17 protein-coding genes and 1 pseudogene are annotated in these 20,361 nt (G+C 71.5%); 11 read left to right on the forward strand and 7 right to left on the reverse strand.

Annotation, left to right across the window (positions count from 1 at the left end; translation table 11 throughout):
- Positions 1 to 266: 266 nt before the first annotated feature.
- Positions 267 to 431, reverse strand: a complete 165-nt coding sequence (locus AB0C01_RS13710) for a hypothetical protein (protein ID WP_357571255.1) — start codon at positions 429 to 431, stop codon at positions 267 to 269.
- Between the two features lie 173 nt (positions 432 to 604).
- Here AB0C01_RS13710 and AB0C01_RS13715 point away from each other — a divergent pair, with 173 nt between their 5' ends.
- The 5 genes from AB0C01_RS13715 (at position 605) to AB0C01_RS13735 (ending at position 7,542) form a co-directional block, all read left to right on the forward strand.
- The gene (locus AB0C01_RS13715) at positions 605 to 859 is read left to right on the forward strand and encodes a three-helix bundle dimerization domain-containing protein (RefSeq protein WP_357252531.1); all 255 of its coding nucleotides are present in this window, start codon (positions 605 to 607) and stop codon (positions 857 to 859) included.
- Between the two features lie 215 nt (positions 860 to 1,074).
- On the forward strand, positions 1,075 to 4,983 hold the full coding sequence (locus tag AB0C01_RS13720) for a Pls/PosA family non-ribosomal peptide synthetase (RefSeq protein ID WP_357571256.1): 3,909 nt from the start codon (positions 1,075 to 1,077) through the stop codon (positions 4,981 to 4,983).
- The gene (locus AB0C01_RS13725; protein ID WP_357252534.1) at positions 4,980 to 6,317 is read left to right on the forward strand and encodes a M1 family metallopeptidase; all 1,338 of its coding nucleotides are present in this window, start codon (positions 4,980 to 4,982) and stop codon (positions 6,315 to 6,317) included. The genes AB0C01_RS13720 and AB0C01_RS13725 overlap by 4 nt, the downstream gene beginning before the upstream one ends.
- A gap of 227 nt (positions 6,318 to 6,544) precedes the next feature.
- Positions 6,545 to 7,225 carry an AraC family ligand binding domain-containing protein gene (locus tag AB0C01_RS13730; RefSeq protein ID WP_357252201.1) on the forward strand — a complete coding sequence of 227 codons (681 nt, stop codon included), beginning with the start codon at positions 6,545 to 6,547 and terminating at the stop codon, positions 7,223 to 7,225.
- 62 nt (positions 7,226 to 7,287) lie between these two features.
- Complete coding sequence (locus AB0C01_RS13735) at positions 7,288 to 7,542, forward strand: hypothetical protein (RefSeq protein WP_357252537.1); 255 nt, start codon at positions 7,288 to 7,290, stop codon at positions 7,540 to 7,542.
- Positions 7,543 to 7,550: 8 nt separating this feature from the next.
- Here AB0C01_RS13735 and AB0C01_RS13740 read toward each other — a convergent pair whose 3' ends face one another.
- The 4 genes and pseudogenes from AB0C01_RS13740 to AB0C01_RS13755 all read right to left on the reverse strand — a co-directional run bounded on the left by AB0C01_RS13740 (position 7,551) and on the right by AB0C01_RS13755 (position 9,224).
- Positions 7,551 to 7,694 carry a hypothetical protein gene (locus tag AB0C01_RS13740; protein WP_357252204.1) on the reverse strand — a complete coding sequence of 48 codons (144 nt, stop codon included), beginning with the start codon at positions 7,692 to 7,694 and terminating at the stop codon, positions 7,551 to 7,553.
- Positions 7,695 to 7,709: 15 nt separating this feature from the next.
- Positions 7,710 to 7,925, reverse strand: coding sequence for a hypothetical protein (locus AB0C01_RS13745; protein WP_357571257.1), 216 nt, complete (start codon positions 7,923 to 7,925; stop codon positions 7,710 to 7,712).
- A gap of 122 nt (positions 7,926 to 8,047) precedes the next feature.
- Positions 8,048 to 8,598: pseudogene (locus tag AB0C01_RS13750) on the reverse strand (sigma-70 family RNA polymerase sigma factor); the annotation flags it as partial.
- A gap of 209 nt (positions 8,599 to 8,807) precedes the next feature.
- Positions 8,808 to 9,224 carry a transcriptional repressor gene (locus tag AB0C01_RS13755; protein ID WP_357252209.1) on the reverse strand — a complete coding sequence of 139 codons (417 nt, stop codon included), beginning with the start codon at positions 9,222 to 9,224 and terminating at the stop codon, positions 8,808 to 8,810.
- Positions 9,225 to 9,658: 434 nt separating this feature from the next.
- Here AB0C01_RS13755 and AB0C01_RS13760 point away from each other — a divergent pair, with 434 nt between their 5' ends.
- Both AB0C01_RS13760 and AB0C01_RS13765 read left to right on the forward strand, forming a co-directional pair.
- Entirely contained in the window at positions 9,659 to 12,970 is a 3,312-nt protein-coding gene (locus AB0C01_RS13760) for a S8 family serine peptidase (RefSeq protein WP_357571258.1), read from the forward strand.
- A gap of 123 nt (positions 12,971 to 13,093) precedes the next feature.
- Positions 13,094 to 13,975, forward strand: coding sequence for a hypothetical protein (locus tag AB0C01_RS13765; RefSeq protein ID WP_357571259.1), 882 nt, complete (start codon positions 13,094 to 13,096; stop codon positions 13,973 to 13,975).
- A gap of 25 nt (positions 13,976 to 14,000) precedes the next feature.
- Here AB0C01_RS13765 and AB0C01_RS13770 read toward each other — a convergent pair whose 3' ends face one another.
- Positions 14,001 to 14,642, reverse strand: coding sequence for an SIMPL domain-containing protein (locus tag AB0C01_RS13770; RefSeq protein ID WP_357252217.1), 642 nt, complete (start codon positions 14,640 to 14,642; stop codon positions 14,001 to 14,003).
- An 82-nt stretch (positions 14,643 to 14,724) separates the two neighbouring features.
- The gene (locus AB0C01_RS13775; protein WP_357571260.1) at positions 14,725 to 14,955 is read right to left on the reverse strand and encodes a hypothetical protein; all 231 of its coding nucleotides are present in this window, start codon (positions 14,953 to 14,955) and stop codon (positions 14,725 to 14,727) included.
- A gap of 168 nt (positions 14,956 to 15,123) precedes the next feature.
- On the opposite strand from AB0C01_RS13775, the gene AB0C01_RS13780 reads away from it, so the two are divergent.
- The 4 genes from AB0C01_RS13780 to AB0C01_RS13795 all read left to right on the forward strand — a co-directional run bounded on the left by AB0C01_RS13780 (position 15,124) and on the right by AB0C01_RS13795 (position 20,335).
- Positions 15,124 to 16,350 (forward strand): sensor domain-containing protein, encoded by a 1,227-nt coding sequence (locus AB0C01_RS13780; protein ID WP_357571261.1) that lies wholly within the window; start codon positions 15,124 to 15,126, stop codon positions 16,348 to 16,350.
- Positions 16,338 to 16,994 carry a response regulator transcription factor gene (locus AB0C01_RS13785; RefSeq protein ID WP_357252226.1) on the forward strand — a complete coding sequence of 219 codons (657 nt, stop codon included), beginning with the start codon at positions 16,338 to 16,340 and terminating at the stop codon, positions 16,992 to 16,994. Before AB0C01_RS13780 ends, AB0C01_RS13785 begins: the two co-directional genes overlap by 13 nt.
- A gap of 111 nt (positions 16,995 to 17,105) precedes the next feature.
- The gene (locus tag AB0C01_RS13790; protein WP_357252229.1) at positions 17,106 to 17,867 is read left to right on the forward strand and encodes an ABC transporter ATP-binding protein; all 762 of its coding nucleotides are present in this window, start codon (positions 17,106 to 17,108) and stop codon (positions 17,865 to 17,867) included.
- On the forward strand, positions 17,864 to 20,335 hold the full coding sequence (locus AB0C01_RS13795; protein ID WP_357571262.1) for an FtsX-like permease family protein: 2,472 nt from the start codon (positions 17,864 to 17,866) through the stop codon (positions 20,333 to 20,335). The genes AB0C01_RS13790 and AB0C01_RS13795 overlap by 4 nt, the downstream gene beginning before the upstream one ends.
- Positions 20,336 to 20,361 lie beyond the last annotated feature (26 nt).

Here is a 20,361-nt window from a genome sequence, read left to right on the forward strand (position 1 = left end):
GGTTGTCGCCGTTGGTGTACCGCGTACCGATCAGCTTGCCGGATCATCCGGCGGTCGGCGTCTCCGCGTGGAGCGCGGCCTGCCGCCCTCGCGGAGCCGGGCGGCTTCGCGTAGCGCCATTTCGCGGCCGCTGCGGGCAAGGTCGGTCAGCAGGCGCTCGGCCGGCCGATCGACGACCACCCGGCCGCCCACGACCGGTGACGCGGTGTGTCGCCCACTCGTACTCGAGGAGGGACATGAGGGCGGCGCTGCGGATGTTCGCCACGTCACGGATGGGCCACGAGCACGGTAGTGATCAGCGCGGCGGCCACCGTCAGGCTCAGGGCCAGTAGCGCTCCGGTAAGGCGGTGGTGGAAGGCCGGGCGACGGGCGAGCGGTTGCTGCAGCGCCGACCATGTCGTCGCGCCGAACAGCGTCAACGTGAGGACCACACTAATGATCATGGGCTGACCAAACGTCAGGGGAACGAGCCTCCTGCGAACGTCCCACCGACGGAGCGGTAGGACCGGCTCCCGAAGGTGAACTTTGCGCGAACGAATGAATGTCGAGTCGATGCTCGGGGCACCACCTGTGGAGACACTGACGACGACGTGCGAGGTGTGTGATGACCGAACCCGCAGCCAGTGGCGGTCTCGTCGACCCGGAGATCGCCTTGCAACGCCAGGTCGAGACGCTGAAACAACGATTTCCGGAGGCTGACGACGCGGACCTTTCCGCCCGCGTTCACGAGACGCACGCACGCCTCAAGGACGAGGCGACTGTCGACTCGCACCTTGTCGCCCTGACCGAGAAGCAGGTGACAGAGGATCTGCGCAGCGGCGGCGAAACCGTGCACATCCGCAGCGACGACCCGGCCTGAGTAGAGACAGGAGTGTGATCGGTCGTCGACGGCAGGTCGCGGCCGCTCGGTGTTCGCGGAGGGGGATCGCTGTGGTGGTGGACACGAAGCCGTTACGTGGCCCTCTCGTCCGGCCCCGTGCGACGTAGCGTTGAGGGCTGCCCAGGGCGGGTCCGCATGCCGCATGCCTGGTTGACGCCGATCCCTGAGACGAAGATGGTGAACGCCAGGTGCCCGTGACGAGTGATCCCCAGGTGGTCGCGCTACCACCGACAGTCGCCGCACCGGCGGTCCCCGCGGTGTTCCGATCGGCCCCGGCGGCGGCGGGCCGCACGCTTGTCGACATTCTCGACGACTCCGTGCGCGCGCACGCCGAGGCTCTCGCACTCGACGACGGCGCCACGGCACTGACGTACCGCGACCTGGCCGACGAGGTCGAGGCCGTCCGGAGGTCGCTGGCCGGACACGGCATCGGTGTCGGCGACCGCGTGGGCGTCCGGCTCACCTCCGGTACGGCCGAGCTGTACCTGGCGATCCTCGGCGTTCTCGCGGCGGGCGCGGCCTACGTGCCGGTGGACGCGGACGATCCCGAGGAACGCGCCGAGCTCGTCTTCGCCGAGGCGGGAGTCGCGGCGGTGCTCGGTGACGGGCTGGCGGTGTCGGTGCGTCGTACTCCCGTGGGTCGGATCGGCCGACCCGGCCCGGACGACGACGCCTGGATCATCTTTACCTCCGGCTCGACGGGCACCCCGAAGGGTGTGGCGGTCCACCACGGCGCGGCTGCGGCTTTCGTCGACGCCGAGGCGCTGTTGTTCCTCGCCGACGAGGCCAGCGAGGCGATCGGCCCGCAGGACCGGGTCCTGGCCGGGCTGTCGGTGGCGTTCGACGCGTCCTGCGAGGAGATGTGGCTGGCGTGGCGGCACGGCGCCTGCCTGGTGCCGGCCGCGCGGTCGCTGGTCCGCAGCGGCGTCGACCTCGGTCCGTGGCTGGCCGAGCAGCGCATCTCGGTGGTGTCGACGGTCCCGACGCTCGCCGCGCTGTGGCCGGTCGAGGCGCTGGAGGAGGTCCGGCTGCTGATCTTCGGTGGCGAGGCCTGCCCACCGGAGCTGGCGCAGCGCCTGGCCGTCGAGGGCCGCGAGGTCTGGAACACCTACGGACCGACCGAGGCGACAGTGGTCGCCTGCGCCGCCCGGATGACCGGCGAGGGACCGGTCCGCATCGGGTTGCCGCTGGCCGGCTGGCAGCTCGCCGTGGTGGACGCCTCCGGCGCTCCGGTCGCCATGGGTGAGACCGGCGAGCTGGTCATCGGCGGGGTGGGGCTCGCCCGCTACCTGGACCCGGGCAAGGACGCCGAGAAGTTCGCGGCGCTGCCCGCGCTCGGCTGGCAGCGGGCGTACCGCAGCGGTGACATCGTCCGGGCGGAGCCCGAGGGGCTCCTGTTCGTCGGCCGCGGTGACGAACAGGTGAAGCTCGGCGGACGCCGGATCGAGCTGGGTGAGATCGACGCCGCACTGCAGGCGCTGCCCGACGTCGCCGGGGCCGCCGCGGCGGTGCGGCGCACCGCCGCGGGCAACCAACTACTGGTGGGGTACGTCGTTCCGCACGACGGCGTCACCTTCGATGCCGCGTCGGCGGCGCTGCGGATCCGGGAGCAGTTGCCGACCGCTCTCGTGCCGCTGCTGGCCGTGGTGGACGCGTTGCCGACCCGGACGTCCGGCAAGGTGGATCGGGCCGCGCTGCCCTGGCCGCTGGCCACCGGGCAGGACACCGCGGGCGAGCTGACCGCGACGGAGGAGTGGCTCGCCGGCGGTTGGGCGGAGATCCTGGGTGTACGCCCCACCGAGGCGGACGCCGACTTCTTCACCCATGGCGGCGGCAGCCTGAACGCGGCGCAACTGGTGGCCTGGATCCGACGCCGGCACCCGCGGGTCTCGGTGGCCGACATCTACCTCCACCCGAAACTGTCGCGGCTCGCGGGTGTGCTCGACGCGCTCGACACCACGGCGGCGACGCGCCGGGAGGTCCGGCCGACGCCGAGGCGCGCCGGGCTGATCCAGGCGGCGATGTTGGTGCCGATGCTCGCGCTGGTCGGGCTGCGCTGGCTGACCGTCCTGGCCGCCCTCGGCAACGTCCTCGCCCTGTTCGCGCCGGCACCCTGGGCACCTGTCGTGTCCTGGTGGTGGGTGGCGTTGGGTTGGCTCCTGCTGTTCAGCCCGGTGGGCCGGATCGCCGTGGCCGCCGCGGGAGCGCGACTGCTGCTGCGTGGGGTTCGCCCCGGCAGCTACCCGCGCGGTGGCGGCGTGCACCTGCGGTTGTGGGCCGCCGAACGTCTCGCCGAGCTGACCGGCGCCACAAGCGTCGCCGGGGCATCCTGGATGATCACTTATGCCCGGGCGCTCGGCGCGTCCATCGCTCCCGACGTCGACCTGCACTCCGCACCGCCGGTCACCGGCCTGCTGAAACTGGGCCGAGGCGCGGCGATCGAGCCAGAGGTCGATCTCGCCGGCCACTGGGTCGACGGCGATGTCGTCCATGTCGGTCGGGTCCGCGTCGGCGCGGGCGCCCGGGTCGGTTCCCGCAGCACCCTGATGCCCGGCGCCCGCATCGGCAAGGGCGCGCGCATCGCCGCCGGGTCGACCGTGACCGGCGCCGTACCGGCGAATCAGCGCTGGGCCGGCTCACCCGCGACACCCGCTGCCAAGGATCCCGCCGAGTGGCCCGGTCAGCGGCCCCCGCGAACGCGACTTCGGTCCCGCGGCTGGCCGATCGTGTACGCGCTGACCGCCCAGCTGCTGGGGCTGGTGCCGGTCGTGGCCGCCCTGCCGGCGATCGCCCTGCTCGGCTGGACGCTCGCCGTCCGGCCAACTGTCGGCGCGGTGTTGACCGCCGTCGCGGTGGCGACCGTCGCCTACCTGGTGGGCTACGCGCTGCTGGTGCTCGGGGCCGTCCGGGCGCTCAGCATCGGCCTGCGCGCCGGATACCACCGGGTGCAGGGGCGGGTGGCGTGGCAGGTCTGGACGACCGAGCGGCTGATGGGGATGGCGCGGGTCGGGCTGTTCCCGCTCTACGCCAGCCTCTTCACGCCGGTGTGGCTTCGGCTGCTGGGCGCCAAGGTGGGACGCGGGGTGGAGGCTTCCACAGTGCTCGCACTGCCGGCGATGACCACTGTCGCCGACGGGGCCTTCCTGGCCGACGACACCATGGTCGCGACCTACGAGCTGAGCCACGGGTGGCTGCGCGTCGCCCCGGCCCGCATCGGTAAGCAGGCGTTCCTCGGCAACTCAGGAATGGCGGCCCCCGGGCGTTCGGTGCCCAAGCGCGGGCTCGTCGGCGTGTTGTCGTCGGCGCCGTTCAAGGCGAAGAAGGGCTCGTCGTGGCTCGGCGCGCCGCCGATGCCGCTGCGCCGGACCGTGGAAGCCGCCGACACCAGCCGCACCTTCGACCCGCCACTCCGGCTGAAGCTGGCCCGGGCCGCGATCGAGCTGTGCCGGATCGTCCCGGTGATGTGCGCCGGCGCCCTGGCGGTCGGCGTCCTGGCCGTACTCGCGATCGTCTGGCGGGCCGGCGGGGGGTGGGCGGCCGCGCTCGCCGCCGGGCCGGTGCTGCTCGGCGCGGCGATCACCGCCGCCGCCATCGCGACGGCCGCGAAGTGGCTGCTGGTCGGACGCTTCCGGGTCGCCGAGCGCGCGCTGTGGACGTCCTTCGTCTGGCGCAACGAACTCGCCGACACGTTCGTCGAGGCCCTCGCCGCGCCGTGGCTGGTCCGCTTCGCGACCGGCACGCCACTGCTCACGGCCTGGCTGCGCACGCTCGGTGCGAAGATCGGCCGGGGCGTCTGGCTGGAGACCTACTGGCTGCCCGAGTACGACCTGGTGCGCCTCGGCGACGGTGCCACGGTGAACCGCGGTTGTGTGGTGCAGACCCACCTGTTCCATGATCGTGTGATGAGCATGGACGAGGTGACACTGGGCGCGGGAGCCGCGCTGGGTCCGCACGGCATCGTCCTGCCCGGCGCGAGCATCGGCGCGCGGACCACCGTCGGACCCGGTTCACTGGTGACCCGCGGCGACGCCGTGCCGAGCGACAGCCGGTGGCTGGGCAACCCGATCACCACCTGGCCGGCGCCAGCGGCACGGTCGGCATGAATCCGAAGACGGCGTCGAGCGGCGCAACGCCCGGCGCCGGTCGTTCCGGCGACTCCTACCTGCCCGAGCACGGCAACGGCGGCTACCGGGTGCGGCACTACGACCTCGACCTCGACTACCGGGTCATGTCGAACCGGCTCGGCGGCCGGGCCGACATCACCGCGGTGGCCACACAGTCGCTCTCCCGGTTCACCCTCGACCTCGGTCGGCTCCGCGTCCAGGACGTCCGAGTGGACGGGCGCCCGGCGAAGTACCTGCACCGCCCGGACAAACTACAGATCAAACCCGAGCGGCCGATCAACGCCGGGGACACCTTCCGGGTGGACATCCGGTACGCGGGAAAGCCGGTGCCCATCTCCGGCCGCTGGGGCACCCTCGGGTGGGAGGAGCTCACCGACGGGGTGCTCGTGGCCAGCCAGCCGAACGGGTCGCCGTCGTGGTTCCCGTGCGATGACCAGCCCGGCGCCAAGGCGACCTTCCGGGTGGCGGTCACGGCTCCCTCCCCGTACACGGTGTTGGTGACCGGTGATCCCGTGCACCATCGCCGGGGCGCGGGCGGCACGACGTGGGTGTACGAGCGGCGCGAGCCCACCTCGCCGTACCTGATGAGCGTCCAGATCGGGCGCTACGAGATGGTGGACCTCGCGGTCGGTGCGGTGGTGCAGCGCGCCGCGATCCCGCCCGCGCTGCGCCGGGACGTCGCCCACGACTTCGGCCGGCACGGCCAGATCATGTCGGCGCTGCAGCGACTCTTCGGGCCGTACCCCTTCCGGGAGTATGTCGTCGTGGTCGCCGACGACGACCTCGACGATCCGGTCGAAGCGCAGGGCATGGCGGTCTTCGGGCGCAACCACGTCGACGGGCGGCGCACGCACGAGCGGCTCGTGGTGCACGAGCTGGCCCACCAGTGGTTCGGCAACAGCCTCACGGTGGCGGACTGGCGGCACATCTGGCTCAACGAGGGCTTCGCCACGTACGCCGAGTGGCTGTGGTCCGGCGTCTGCGGCGACCTGCCCACCGACGCCCTGGCCGCGCGGTGGTACGCGTGGGTCGCGGATCGCCCGCGCACCGTCGTCGTCGCGGATCCCGGCGTCGACCGGATGTTCGACCCGCTTGTCTACAAGCGGGGCGCGCTCACGGTGCACGCCCTGCGCAAGAGGGTCGGCGACGAGTCGTTCTTCGCGCTCCTGCGAGGCTGGGTCGCCGAGCACCGACACGCGACGGTGACGACCGAGCAGTTCCGTCTGCACGCCCAGCGCTTCGCCCGCGAGCCCCTGGACGATCTGTTCGCCGCCTGGCTCGACAGCCCGGCGCTGCCTCCACCGCCTCGCTGACCAGGCCGGACGCGAAAAGTTGGAGACGGGTGCCCTTGCCCGACTGCTTGACCAAGGACACCCGCCGAATCGCCTTGGCAACAGCCGGACGAGGCGATCTACCTGCTGCATATCCGCAGCACGGGTGGTACCACCAGACAGCGGGCGGCGATCTACGCCTGGCGCGAAGGTGATGCGTATCGTGGCTGGGGACCGTCGCCGAGAGTATGGACGGGAGAGGGCTGGACATGACAGATGGCACGGTCTACTCCGGCTCACACTGGCAGCGCTACGCCACCAACGACACCGATGAGGCGCACGCCTACATCCGGCGGGCATTCCTCGACATCAAGGTGCGGTCGTCCGGTGTGGGCCGCGACGGAGCCGGCCTGCGCACCGTCACCACCGCGCTCGCCGACCTCGGCGTGACCCGGCTGCACTACTCGGCGCACACCCAGGCCCGGACGGCCCCGGACGGCGATCTGAACATCACCCACCTGGTGGGCGGGCGCTTCACCATCGCCAGGGACAAGGACGAATACCGGTTACGGCCCGGGGACGTGATGCTGATCCTGCCGGACCAATCCGCGGACCTCGCCTACGACGACGTCGACACGTTGGTCGCCCGCCTCCCCCGCGCCCTGCTCGAAGAGGTCGCCCACGCGCAGACCGGCATCAGCAGCGCCGACCTGCGCTTCGACAGCTCCCGGCCGATCTCGGCGGCGCTCGGTCGGCACTGGACCCAGACCGTCTCCCACCTGACCCGCAGCGTGCTGTCCGACCCTGCCCTGATGGCCAACCCGCTGGTCGCCGGGACCACCCGCCACCTGCTCGCGGCGACGGCCCTTACCGTGTTCCCAACACCGCCCACGCCGCGACCCTGCGCCCCGCCGGCGGGGTCACCCCGCAGGCGTTACGCCGAGCCGTGAGCTACATCGACGACCATGCGGACCGGCCGATCACGGTCGACCAGGTCGCCGCCGCGGCCGGTGTGCGTCCCCGGGCTCTGCAACTCGCGTTCCGCCGCCACCACGACACGACACCGATGCGGTACGTCCGCGAGGTCCGCCTCGAACGCGCGCACCGCGCCCTGCGGGCCGCCGACCCGACCACCGGTGCCACCGTCGCCATTGATCGCCAGACGCTGGGGCTTCACCCACCTCGGACGCTTCAGCACCGACTACCGCGCCGCCTACGGGTGCAGCCCCAGCCACACCCTGCGCACCTGACGCCCGCCTCGAGGTGATCGATGGTTCAGGTCGTGAGGGCGACCTTCAGCCAGCCCGGGTCGCGGTCCTGGAACTGGCGGTACGCCTGCAGCACGTCGGTCATCGGTTCGTGTCTGTTCAGCAGCTGTGCCGGGTCGACGGTGCCGTTGGTTAGTGGGTGGCGGGCCACCGCGAACCCATCGGGTCACGGCCGAGCGTGCAACTCGCCCTGGTGCCCGACGCCGCCGTGCCCCTGGACACCGCCGCACCGGAACTCGCCCGCCGCTGACTCCTCCTCCCCCAACCCGCCGTCCCGGCGCGCCTGCCCGACCTGCTGCTGCCCTTTCGCGAAATCCGCGACCGGCAGTTGACTCGCCCCGAAATCGAAGCCGCCCGCCGTCAGCGTCCGACTGATGGGCACTCCCCGGTTCCGCGGCGACGCCCGTGATGCACCGGCACCACCCGTGCGGCGCCGGTACGGCGAGGGCGCCATTGGTCCCTGCGGCGGCCGGATCCACCGACCGCCGCAGGAAACCTGCTCCCTCAGGGGGTGGCAGTGAGCTGCACCCTCAGCTTGGCCAGCGCGCGGGTCAGCAGGCGGGAGACGTGCATCTGTGACACCCCGACCTCCTCGCGATGCCCTGCTGGGTCAGGTTGCCGTGAAAGCGCAGTGCGACGACCTTCCGCTCCCGGTCGTCAAGGCGCGCGAGGGCCGAGGTGAGAGCCACCTTCAGCTCGGCGAGGGCGAGTTCGTTGTCGTCGCCGCCGAGGGTGTCGCCCAACTCCCTGGACGAGGTGCCATCGCCGATCGGGGTGGACAGTGAGACCGCGTTGTAGGCGCGGGCGCCTTCCAGTCCTTCGAGGACTTCCTCCTCCGTGAGGTCGAGATGTCGGGCGATGTCGGCGACGGTCGGCGAGCGGCCCAGCAGCTGGGTGAGGCTGTTGTTGGCCTCGGCGATGGCCATGCGCCGCTCCTGCAGCCGTCGGGGAACCCGGACGTCCCAGGTGCGGTCACGGAAGTGGCGCTTGATCTCTCCCACGATGGTGGGGATCGCGTAGCTGGCGAACTCGATCCCCCGCGTCGGGTCGAACCTCACGCGTACTCAGGCCGGGCCGAATTCGCCGCCCAACTCTTGGTCAGCAGGTCCAGGGCGGCTTTGCTCGCCATAGAACGGCAGGCCCGGGAGCGCGACAGCGCACCTACCACGACCCGTTCGCCGGCTGCGTCCCCCTCACGGGTCGAGAAGTTCCGCCAGCAGTACGCCCGCCGCAGGCCCAGGGCACGTGACCATCGGACTTACGTTCAGCGGACGCACTCGGCGCAGGTGCCGAAGATCTCCAGGGTGTGACCGACGTCCACGAACCCGTGCTGGGCGGCAACCTGGTCGGCCCACCGCTCCACGGCCGGACCGGCCACCTCGACGGTGCGCCCACAGTCTCGGCAGACCAGGTGGTGGTGGTGTTTGCTCTGGCTGCACCGGCGGAAGAGTTGTTCGCCGCCCGGCAGCCGAGTCGAGTCGATCTCGCCGGCGTCCACCAGCAGTTGCAGGGTTCGATAGACGGTGGTCAGGCCGACCCCCGCCTTACGCGCCAGCAGCATCTGGTGCAGTTGCTGCGCCGAGTGGAAGCCCTCCACCTCGCGCAACAGCGCCAGTACCTCTGCCCGCTGTCGGGTGTTCCGGGTCACACTCGGCATCGCCTGGTTCACCGTGGCCGCCATCCTCCCGTGATGTCGGGCCGCCGGCCTGCCGCTTGCGACACGTCGCCTCGCTACCCGTCGGACCATTATGCGTGCGCGTGAGCGTCGCCGCGCCATCTCGCGACCCCGCCTTCTGTGCCACCGCGGGCCAGCGCAGATCGATCCGCCGCAGATCGAACGCCGGACGCACGGTAACGGAAACCGAAACGAGTGCCGATAGGGCGGCGGGTGTGACAGCGCGACAGCACCGCAGCGTAGCGATGGCCGATTTTGGTCAGGGGACATCCTTCGAGGTCATGGCGGTCGATCTCATCCCTGCCGCAAAGGGGCACGCTGGCGACGTCACGGAGAGATCACAACGTCGAACCATCTATCGACATCGACTACCAACACCACGAAGGATCGCTCACGCGTGCCCTGTCATCTCAGGGCCCTGTTCTCTGGAGGAAGAGAACGTGAGTAGACCCCGCAACCTGAGCAGGCGTACCTCCGCCGCGCTCTTCGCATCGGTCCTGGCGGCCGGTGCCATGACCGTGCCGGGTGGTGCCGCCACCGCGAGCGCCGCTCCCTCCACCCCCGACACTCCGGCGGCGACCCCCGCGGAGGCGTTAGGCTCGCACGACGCCAAGCTGCTCGCGCAGGCCGAGGCGAAGCACGCGCCGACGGTCACCCTGATCGTCGCGGCCGAGAAGGGCCAGAGCAAGGCAGTCGTCGACGGCGTCGAGGCCCTCGGCGGCGCGGTCAACCGGCGTTTCGACCAGATCGGCTACGTCCTGGCCACCGTGCCCACCAGCAAGGTGCTCAAGGCCGCCGGGCTGCCGGGCGTCGCCGCCATCGACCTGGACGAGGTCATCCAGCTACCGGACCCGACCGCCGGTGCCGCGGTCTCCGGTGCGAAGGCCGCCGCGCAGGGTGCGACCCTCAGCGGTCCGGGCGCGGGCACCGGCGCGGTGAACCCGTACATGCCGACGAACGAGACCGGCGCGGAGTCCTTCAAAGCGGCTCATCCGCAGTGGGACGGCCGGGGGGTGACCATCGGCATCATGGACTCCGGCATCGACCTGGATCAACCGGCGCTGCAGAGGACCACGACCGGTGAGCGGAAGATCGTCGACTGGGTCACCGCCACCGACCCCGTGACCGAGAACGACGGCACCTGGCGGCGCATGGTCACCGAGGTCACCGGACCCTCGTTCAGCGCGGGCGGCGCGACGTGGACCGCGCCAGCGGGCACCTACACGTTCAACCTGTTCCGCGAGTCGATCACCGTCGCCAGCGACCCGGCGGGTGACGTCAACCGCGACGGGGACACCACCGACGCGTGGGGCGTGCTGTACAACCCGCAGACCCACGACATCTGGGTCGACGTCGACCAGGACAACAGCTTCACCGACGAGACGCTGATGCGCCCGTACCGGGAGCGCTTCGACGTCGGGCACTTCGGCACCGACAACCCCGCCACCGCCGTACGGGACCAGATGCCCTTCGTGGTCGAGTACCGCGAGGACGTCGACATCGCCCCGGGCGACGGAAAGCCCGGCCCGTACGCCGACTACGTCAACATCGGCATCATCGAGGCCACCCACGGCACCCACGTCGCCGGCATCACCGCCGCCAACGACATGCTCGGCAACACCGCCTTCGACGGCGCCGCCCCCGGCGCCAAGCTCGTCTCCGCCCGGGCCTGCTCCTGGGGTGGCGGCTGCACCACCGCGGCACTGACCACCGGCATGGCCGACCTGGTCATCAACCGGCACGTCGACGTGGTCAACATGTCAATCGGCGGCCTGCCGACGCTCAACGACGGTGCGAACGCCCGCGCGCAGCTCTACAACGACCTGATCACCACCTACGGCGTGCAGATGTTCATCTCCGCCGGAAACTCCGGACCGGGCCTGAACACCGTCGGCGACCCCTCGGTCGCCGAGAATGTCGTCAGCGTCGCCGCGAACATCAGCAAGGACACCTGGCTGGCCAACTACGGCTCGGTGGTCACGAAGAAGAACGCGCTGTTCAACTTCTCCTCCCGCGGCCCGCGCGAGGATGGTGGCTTCAAGCCGAACATCACCGCTCCCGGGTCGGCGATCTCCACCGCGCCGACCTGGCAGCCGGGCATCCCCGTTGCCGAGGCCGGCTACGCGCTGCCACCGGGCTACCAGATGCTCAACGGCACGTCGATGGCCTCCCCCCAGGCCGCCGGTGCCGCCGCTCTGCTGCTCTCCGCCGCCAAGGCCACCGACAAGGGTGTCACCCCGGCCGCGCTGCGCCGGGCCATCTACACCTCCGCCAAGCCCATCGCGGGCGTGGCGACGTACGCGCAGGGCTACGGCATGTTCAACGTCGCCGGCGCGTGGAAGCTGCTCGCCAAGACCGTCGAGACCCGCTCGTACGTCTCCGACGCCCCGGTCTGCACCGAACTGTCGGAGAACCTCACCCGCTACGACCGCGACCTGAGCCGGTTCGTCCCCAACCCGAACCGCGGCGCCGGCGTCTACAACCGCTGCACCGCGGCCGAGGGCGGGCACAAGGTCGGCCAGAGCCGCACCTACCCGGTCAAGGTCACCCGGACCAGCGGACCGGCCGGAACCATCAGCCACAAGCTGGCCCTGCGCGGCAACGACGGCACCTTCACCGCACCCAGGACGGTCGCGCTACCGCTGAACAAGACCGTCACGATCCCGGTCACCGCCAAGCCGTCGACCACCGGCGCGCACGGCGCGATCCTGACCGTGGACGACCCGAAGACCTCGGTGCTCGACTTCGAGGTCTCCGCCGTCGTGGTGGCCGCCACCACCGTCACCAAGCCCAGCTACTCGTTCTCCGCCGAGGGCTCGGTGGCGCGCAACAGCTTCACCTCGTACTTCATCACCGTGCCGGCCGGCGCGGGGGCGCTGCAGGTGAACCTGTCCGGCATCGCCACCGGGTCGCAGACCCGGTTCATCGCCATCAACCCCTACGGCGTACCGGTGGAGAGCACGGCCAGCACCGCCTGCTACACCAACTACTCCGACGCCGCCGCCTGCAAGCCGCAGGAGCGCGACTACCAGAACCCGATCGCCGGGGTCTGGGAGATCGAGGTGGAGGCACGGCGGACCTCCCCGGCGTTGAACAACCCGTTCCAGTTGCAGGCGCGGGTGCAGGGCGTGCAGGTCGAGCCGGCCGTGATCGAACTGCCGACGCTCACCGCCGGCCAGCCGACCCCGGCGACCTGGACGCTGACCAACACCTTCGGCCCGGTCGCGGTGACCGGTCAGGGTGGTCCACTGTCCAGCGTGCACGCCGAGCGGCCGACCATCGCCGAGGGCGCCCAGCAGGAGTACCTGGTGGACGTTCCGGGCGGTGCCAGCAGGTTCACGGCTCGGATCGGAAACACCGCCAACCTGGGCGCCGACCTGGACCTGACGGTGTTCCGCGGCGACGCGCAGGTCGGCCAGGCCGCCGACGGTGACTCCGAGGAAGCGGTCACCATCGCCAACCCGCCGGCGGGAACCTACCGGGTCGTCGTCGACGGGTACGCCGTCGACGGACCGAACACCAGCACCGCCTACGACTACCGGGACTCGTTCTCGGCATCATCGCTGGGCACGCTGGACACCCCGCCGACCCCGCTCGCCCTGCCCAACGGCGCCACCGCCACCCTCACCGGGACGGTGACCGCGCAGTCCGCCCCGAGCGCCGGGCGTGAGCTGTACGGCGAACTGGCCGTCGTCACCAACGACGGCGCGGTCGTCGGACGCGGCGCCGTCTCCATCGGCACCGTCAACTGATCCATCCGCACCGCGTGGGAGCCCATCCCCGATCTCCTGGGCTGGGCTCCCACGCACCGCGACCCGGGGCCGACGCGACAGCGACATGTCCCGAGGTGGATCGCCGCGGTTAGGGTGTCCAACGTGGACCTCGCGGACCTGTTGATCGATCCGGTGAACAAGGGCTTCGCCAGCCTGGACGCGTCTCTGCTGCCGGAGCTACGGGCGATCCGCCGCGATGGTCCAGCTCGGGCCCGGCGTCCCGCGCTGCTTGCCTTGCTGCACCTCGGCGGCGAAGGGGCGCTCGACCCCGCTGACCTGGCCGTGCTGCGGCGGCTCATCACGATCAAGCTTCCCCACGACCGGCCGTACTCGATTGATGGCTGCTTCAACTCGTGGCTGACCGTGCGTGGCGGTGATCAGCAGGAGATCATGCAGGTGCTTGGTTTGACCAGGTCCGCGCCCGCCACCTACGGCCTCGGCGAGACGCTCGTCGCTCACCTCGGTCACGGCGGACCCGACGGTTCCCGTACGTGGCGACACGTATTCATCTCGCCGTTGCTCAACGGGTGGACAGTGGTCTCCGGCCCGAGTTGCGATCCCGACGGCGAACCTCAGGTTGAAGAGTGGGTCCAGGAGCTGAGTTCCCGGTACGGCGACACGCAGGCCTACTTCTACGGCAACCAGGGCGACGGCGACGCGTGGCTGGTCGGCTCGCGCGGGCAGATCATCCGCCGTTTCAGCAGTGCGAAGCCGGAAACGGCGACCGGTGAGCCGCTGCCGATCGAGCAGCGCACCGTGGCGCGTCTCGGTCTCACCGGGCCGCCGGAACGGCTTGAGGCCGAAGAGCTGTGGGACTTCGTCGGTGAGTGCGGGGCGCCGCAGGTCGCGGCCGAGGTGAGCATCGACCCGGTGTCCACCGGCTGGCCCGATGACCTCGACGTGCGCGGTCGGCCGCTGATCGCCTGGCCCGAGTCGGACGACGACGTCAGCATCCTCCGCGACTGCTACGTCTTCCGCATCTGAGGTGATCAGCAAAGCTCCGAACACGTCAGTCACGGGCTACGGCGTAGCCAAGAACCACGGCGGCGGACACCACGACGTGGCCTGGGGCGAGGTCTTGAGCGCTCGTCGCGGCGGCTTCGGCGTGGCTGCGGTAGCGGGAAGCGCCCGGCTGCTCCGGGTCCACGTCCTCAATGTGCAGGACCGCACCGATGCGTACGCCGGCGGCCTCGGCGTACAACTCGGCCTTCGCGCGGGCCGCGGCCACCGCCTCGCGCCGAGCCTCGGCCCGTAGTTCGCGCTTGCCGGTGACGTCGAACTCGACGCTCTCGATCTCGTTGGCGCCCGCCGCGACGATGTCGATCAGCAGTTGCTCGACGTCGTCCAGGACGCCGGACTGGATCGCAAAGGCCGCCTGGCACTGGTAGCCGATGAACTTGCGTGACCCGTCCGTGTACTCGGTCGCGGTCTTCAGGTCCAGGCGCGAACCCTCGACCGCCGCGTCGGCTATCCCGTGCTCCCGCAGCGCGCCGCGCACGGCCCGCACGGCTATGCGAGCCGCCTCGAACGCGGCGGCCGGGACCTGCTCTACCCGGACGATTTTGAACCTGACGCGCACAAGATCCGGTAGGGCTTTCACGCTCGCCGCACCGAACGCGGTGATGCCCCAGGGATGTTCCACCATCTGCATGAACGCCGATCCAACCAGACTGTCCCCCGCCCCACACTCCCGGTACGCGTTCTTGAGCGCGACGAGAGGTGAGGTTTCGTCGTTACGACTCTCGCGCCCGGTTACGGCGGTGGTGGACGATCAGCGCGACCGCGCAGAGCAACGCCACCAGGCCGAACGCCGAGCTGATCCATGGTTTGTCCGCCGCGGTCGACAGCACCACGTTGGCCGCCGCGCTGACGAAGAGCACCAGCCACAGCAGTGGGCGGAGCAGACCGCCCGGCTTCTTCGGCGCGGCGACCGGGGCCTCGGTGATGCGGTACGGATCGGTCATGACTGCCTCCTCGGGCGTTCGTTCCTCGACGCCGTCAACGCTAGGCAGGCGGCGCGGCGGGGACGATCCCGCCAGCTCGACGACAGTGGTACAGCAGGCTGTACCTTCCACGCCGAGCGTTGCCGGGCCGGGCCCCCGGTGGCCTATGTTGGCGGAGGAGGTGGGTCGATGGCGTACGTGCGGGGCCGGGTTCGCGCCTCGGTCGACGCCCTGGAGCACCTCGTCGGAGGGCTGGGCACCGCCACCCTGGCGTTGGGCGCGCTGCTCTGGGCGGCGATCGTGGCGGTGACCTGCCTGGTCGGGGTGGGGCTGCTGGCGGCGCCCGGTGCGTTGCGGGCGGTGCGCTCGGTGGCCGACCGGGAGCGTGCCCGGCTGTCCCGCTGGGGCGAGCCCATCCCCACGCCGGGACCGGTGCCGGTCGGGTTGCGGACGGCGACGCGTGATCCCTTCGTGCGCCGGGAGCTGGGCTGGGTCGGGCTGCACTCGCTCATCGGCCTGGTGACCGGGCTGGTCGGCCTCGTGCTGCCCCTCTCCGCCGTCCAGTACGTCACGTTCCCGCTGTATTACCGGCTGCTCCCGGCTGATGCCGGCGAGCCGGGGATCGTCTGGTGGCGCGTCGACGGATTGTCCGAGGCACTCGTGGTCGGGTTGCTCGGGGTGGGCTGGCTGGCCGCCGCGATCTGGTGCAGCCCGGCCCTGGCCCGCCTCCAGGCGTGGCCGGGCCGGTTGCTGCTGCCGCCGCCGCCGGGTGTCGACCTGTCGCTGCGGGTGGCCGAGCTGACCGCCACCCGCGCCGCGGCGCTGGACGCCCACGCTGTCGAACTGCGCCGGATCGAGCGGTCGTTGCACGACGGCACCCAGAACCGGTTGGTCGCGGTCAACGTGTTGCTGGGTGCCGCGCGGCGGGCCGCGCGCCGCAATCCGGACCGCGTCGACGAGATCCTCGGGCAGGCGCAGGACGCTGCGGAGCAGGCGCTCGGCGAGCTGCGTACGGTGGTGCGCGGAATCCTGCCACCGGTGCTGGACGACCGGGGTCTCGCCGGCGCGTTGGCGGGCCTGGCCGGCAGTTGCGTGGTGCCCTGCCGACTCGAGGTGGACGTGACGGTGCGGTGCGCGGCCTCGGTCGAGGCCACCGCGTACTTCGTGGTGGCCGAGGCGCTGACCAACGTCGTCCGGCACAGCGGTGCGAGCCGGGTGGACGTGGCGGTGCGCCGCGAGCGCGGCCGGCTGCTGGTGCTCGTCGAGGACGACGGGCACGGCGACGCGGACGAGGCGCGCGGCTCGGGGCTCACCGGTATCCGCCGGCGGGTCGAGGCGTACGACGGCCGAATGACACTGACGAGCCCGCCGGGCGGGCCGACGAGAATGGACGTGGAGCTGCCATGCGGATCGTGATCGCCGAGGACGACCCGCTGCTGCGTGAGGGGTTGGCTCTGCTGCTGCGGGCAGAGGATCTGGACGTGGTCGCCACGGCCGGTACTCCGGGCGAGTTCCTGGTCGCCGTCGACGAACACGCACCGGACGTCGCGATCGTGGACGTACGGATGCCGCCGACCCACACCGACGAGGGCATCGTGGCCGCGGTGGAGGCCCGGCGGCGCCGCCCCGGCCTCGCGGTGCTGGTCCTGTCGGCGTACGTGGAGCAGGCGTTCGCCACCGACCTGTTCTCGGTCGGCGCCGTCGGGCTCGGTTATCTGTTGAAGGAGCGGGTGGGCCGGGTCGAGGAGTTCCTCGCCGCGCTGCACCGCGTCGCGGACGGCGGCAGCGTGATCGACCCGGAGGTGGTGGCGCAGCTGCTCGCCCGCAACCGCCGGACGGACACGGCGCTGAGCGAGCTGTCGCCGCGTGAGCGTGAGGTGCTGGGGCTGATGGCCGAAGGGCTCGGCAACGGCGCGATCGCCGAGCGGCTGTTCGTCACCGACGGCGCGGTGCACAAGCACATCCGCAGCATCTTCGCGAAGCTTCAGCTTCCACCGGACGACCAGGCCGACCGCCGGGTCACCGCGGTGCTGCGTTTCCTGGACGGCGGTCGGCGGTAGCGCCTGCTGTACCCGGACCTGGCAGCCCGCGGGATGGTCGCCGTTCTCCCACGTCAATAGCGTTTCTGGTGCGCGCAGTTCTTGCCGATGACACGGAGAGAGGCCACCAGAATGCCGGATTATCCGGGACAGACAATCGAACCGGCGGTACGCGTCGAGCACCTCACTCGCGTGTACGGCGCCGGCCGCAACCAGGTGACCGCGCTTGCGGGCATCGATGTCGGCTTCGACCGGGGCACCTTCACCGCGGTGATGGGGCCCTCGGGCTCCGGCAAGAGCACGCTGCTGCAGACCGCCGCCGGGCTCGACCGGCCCAGCTCCGGTCGGGTGGTCATCGGCGGCACCGACCTGTCCGGGCTGTCCGAGACCCGCCTGACCGAGCTGCGTCGTACCCGGATCGGGTTTGTCTTCCAGGCGTTCAACCTGATCGGTGCGCTCACCGTCGAGGAGAACATCGTGCTGCCCCTGCGCCTGGCCGGCGTCCGACCGGACCGGGCCTGGCTGACCCGGGTGGTCGAGCGGGTCGGCCTCACCGACCGACTGCACGACCGGCCGGCCGCGCTCTCCGGTGGCCAGCAGCAGCGGGTGGCGATCGCCCGGGCGCTGGCCACCCGCCCCGAGGTGATCTTCTCGGACGAGCCCACCGGCGCCCTCGACTCGCGGACCGCGGCGGAGGTGTTGACGCTGCTTCGCGCGGTCGTGGACGAACACGGGCTGACCGTGGTGATGGTGACCCACGATCCGATCGCCGCGTCGTACGCGGACCGGGTGCTCGTGTTGGCCGACGGTGCGATCGTCGCCGACCTCCCGCAGCTCGGAGCCGCCGGTATCGCCGAGCACCTGGCCTCGCTGGATCGGCGGGTCCTGCGATGACCGGGCTCGCCGCCCGCCTGCTGCGGCACCGTGCCGGCCCCGCCGCCGCGACCCTGCTGGCCCTGATCGCCGGCGTGCTGATCCTGGTGGCGATGGGCACGCTCGTCGAGTCCGGGCTGCGGTTCCGCGCGGAGCCACGCCTGTGGGCCACGGCCGACGTGGTCGTCGCCAACCGCACGGTCAGCCACACGTTCAAAGAGTTCGGCGGCGACACCACCACGAGCACCGTCACGCTGCCCGAGGGCGGCACGGTGGACGCGGCCCTGGTGGACCGGATCCGCCAGGTGCCGGGCGTCGCGGCCGTCACCGGCGACGAACGGGTGCTGATCGGCTCACCCGCGGCCGTGGGACACGGCTGGGACACGTACGCCTTCACCGGTCGTCCCATCGCCGCGGGTGCCGCGCCACGGGCCGACGACGAGGTGCTCGTCGACACCCGTCTCGGCGCGGCGCCCGGCGACCGCATCGACCTGGTCGTCGCCGGGGCCAGTCGGTCGTACCGGGTGAGCGGAACCGCCGAGACCGGTTCGGCGGCGGTGTTCTTCACCGACGCGCAGGCCGCCCGGATGTCCGCCCACCCGGGCCGGGTGGATGCGATCGGCGTGCGGATGGCGCCCGCCGCCGACCTCGGCGCGGTACGCGAGATCGCGTCGGCGGCGGGCGCCACGACCTACGCCGGAAAAGACCGTGCGAACGTCGAGCAGTCGGAGAACCAGACCGCCCAGACGTTGCTGATCGAGGCCGGTTCGGCTTTCGGGGGGTACGTCGTCCTGCTGATCGTCTTCGTGGTGGCCGGCACCATCGGTCTGTCCGTCCGGCACCGTCGGCGTGACCTGGCGTTACTACGCGCGGTCGCGGCCACGCCGGGGCAGGTGCGCCGCATGCTGATCGCCGAGGCCGCGCTGCTCGCCCTGATCGGCTCGGCGGTCGGCGGCCCGGCCGGCCTACTGGCGGCCCGCTGGGTGCACGGCGAGTTGGTCGGGCGAGGGTTCGTGCCGGAAAGCTTCCCGATGGTCGGCGGCCTGTTCGCGGTGCCGGCCGCGGTCGGTACGGCGGTCCTCGTGGCGGTGCTCGCCGCGTTGGTCGCCGCCCGCCGGGTCACCGGGATCAAGCCGATCGAGGCGCTCGGCGAGATCGCTGTCGAGCCCCGGCGCAGCGGCCGGGTGCGGCTGATCGCCGGCGTGCTGACGCTGGCGGCGGCCGGCACCTCCGGGGCGTTCACGCTCGGTGCCGTCGGATCGACCGGGGCACTGGCCGGCGCGGTCGGCATGCTGTACCTGTTCCTCATCGCGGTGGCGCTGCTCGCACCGAGGATCAACGCGTACGCGGCACGCCTGCTCACCCCACTGTTGCCGCGGATGTGGCGGGTCAGCGGCTATCTGGCCGCAGCCAATCTGCGGGCCAACGCGCAGGGCATGGCGACCGTCCTGACCGCCCTCGTGCTGTCCGTGGGGTTCGGCGGCTCGGTCTGGTTCCTGCAGACCAACCTCGAACGGCAGACCACCACGCAGAGCAGCGCGGGAACGCTCGCCGAGCGGGTGCTTGTCGCTCCGGGTGGGCTGCCGGCGGACACGGCCCGGGAGATCCGCGAGTTGGCCGGGGTGCAGGCGGCCACCGGTGTACGCCGTACGCAGGTGCTGGTGCGGGCGCTCGGCGGAATCGAGCCGGTCAGCGCGCAGTCGGTCGACCCGGCGGACATCACGTCGACGATGGACCTCGCCGTGCGCGAGGGCAACCTCGCCGACCTGCGCGCTGGCACGGTCGCCCTGTCGGCGATGCAGGCGTCCTCGTCCGGCTGGGACGTCGGCGATCAGGCGGAACTCTGGCTGGGCGACGGGACCCCGGTCACGTTGGACGTCATCGCGATCTACGGCCGTGGCCTCGGTTTCGGCGACGTCACGCTGGCCGCCGAGACGGTCGCCGGGCACACGGCCGGGAATACCGACGACGAGGTCCTGGTCCGCGCCGGCCCGGAGGCCGACACCGCACTGGCCACGTGGTCGGCTGGGCGACCCGGCACCGAGGTTCTCGACGCCGCCACCCGTACGCACCTGCTCAGCAGTGATCTGGCGCTTGGCGCCTGGCTGAATCGGTTGCTGATCGCTGTGATGGTGGGGTACGCGGCGCTGGCGGCCGCCACCACGATGGTGCTGGCCGCACTGGCCCGTCGCCGCGAGTTGGCGTTGCTCCAACTGGTCGGGGTCACCCGCCGGCAGATTCGGGGGATGGTGCGGGCCGAACAGGCCGGGCTGCTCGGCACCGCGGTGCTGATCGGCGCGACGATCGCGGCGCTGACCCTGAGCGCGATCGTGAACGGACTGACCGGCAGCCCGATCCCGTACGTCCCGCCGCTCGGTTGGGTGGCGGTGCTCGGCGGCGCGACACTGCTGGCCTTGACGACCACTGTGTGGCCCGTCCGACGGCTGCTCGGGGCTCCTCCGATCGACAACATCGGTGTGCGGGAGTAGGCGTCGCGGCTCGAATATCGGCAACC

Origin of the sequence: Micromonospora sp. NPDC048905 (assembly GCF_040649655.1) — a bacterium.
GTDB lineage: Bacteria > Actinomycetota > Actinomycetes > Mycobacteriales > Micromonosporaceae > Micromonospora.

What these genes read in the sequence shown, in the direction of transcription:
- AB0C01_RS13795 (WP_357571262.1), top strand. Translation starts at nt 17,864, where the DNA reads ATGACCGGGCTCGCCGCCCGCCTGCTGCGGCACCGTGCCGGCCCCGCC.
- AB0C01_RS13730 (WP_357252201.1), top strand. Translation starts at nt 6,545, where the DNA reads ATGACAGATGGCACGGTCTACTCCGGCTCACACTGGCAGCGCTACGCC.
- AB0C01_RS13785 (WP_357252226.1), top strand. Translation starts at nt 16,338, where the DNA reads ATGCGGATCGTGATCGCCGAGGACGACCCGCTGCTGCGTGAGGGGTTG.
- AB0C01_RS13790 (WP_357252229.1), top strand. Translation starts at nt 17,106, where the DNA reads ATGCCGGATTATCCGGGACAGACAATCGAACCGGCGGTACGCGTCGAG.
- AB0C01_RS13715 (WP_357252531.1), top strand. Translation starts at nt 605, where the DNA reads ATGACCGAACCCGCAGCCAGTGGCGGTCTCGTCGACCCGGAGATCGCC.
- AB0C01_RS13780 (WP_357571261.1), top strand. Translation starts at nt 15,124, where the DNA reads ATGGCGTACGTGCGGGGCCGGGTTCGCGCCTCGGTCGACGCCCTGGAG.
- AB0C01_RS13755 (WP_357252209.1), bottom strand. Translation starts at nt 9,224, where the DNA reads ATGGCGGCCACGGTGAACCAGGCGATGCCGAGTGTGACCCGGAACACC.
- AB0C01_RS13775 (WP_357571260.1), bottom strand. Translation starts at nt 14,955, where the DNA reads ATGACCGATCCGTACCGCATCACCGAGGCCCCGGTCGCCGCGCCGAAG.
- AB0C01_RS13770 (WP_357252217.1), bottom strand. Translation starts at nt 14,642, where the DNA reads ATGCAGATGGTGGAACATCCCTGGGGCATCACCGCGTTCGGTGCGGCG.
- AB0C01_RS13725 (WP_357252534.1), top strand. Translation starts at nt 4,980, where the DNA reads ATGAATCCGAAGACGGCGTCGAGCGGCGCAACGCCCGGCGCCGGTCGT.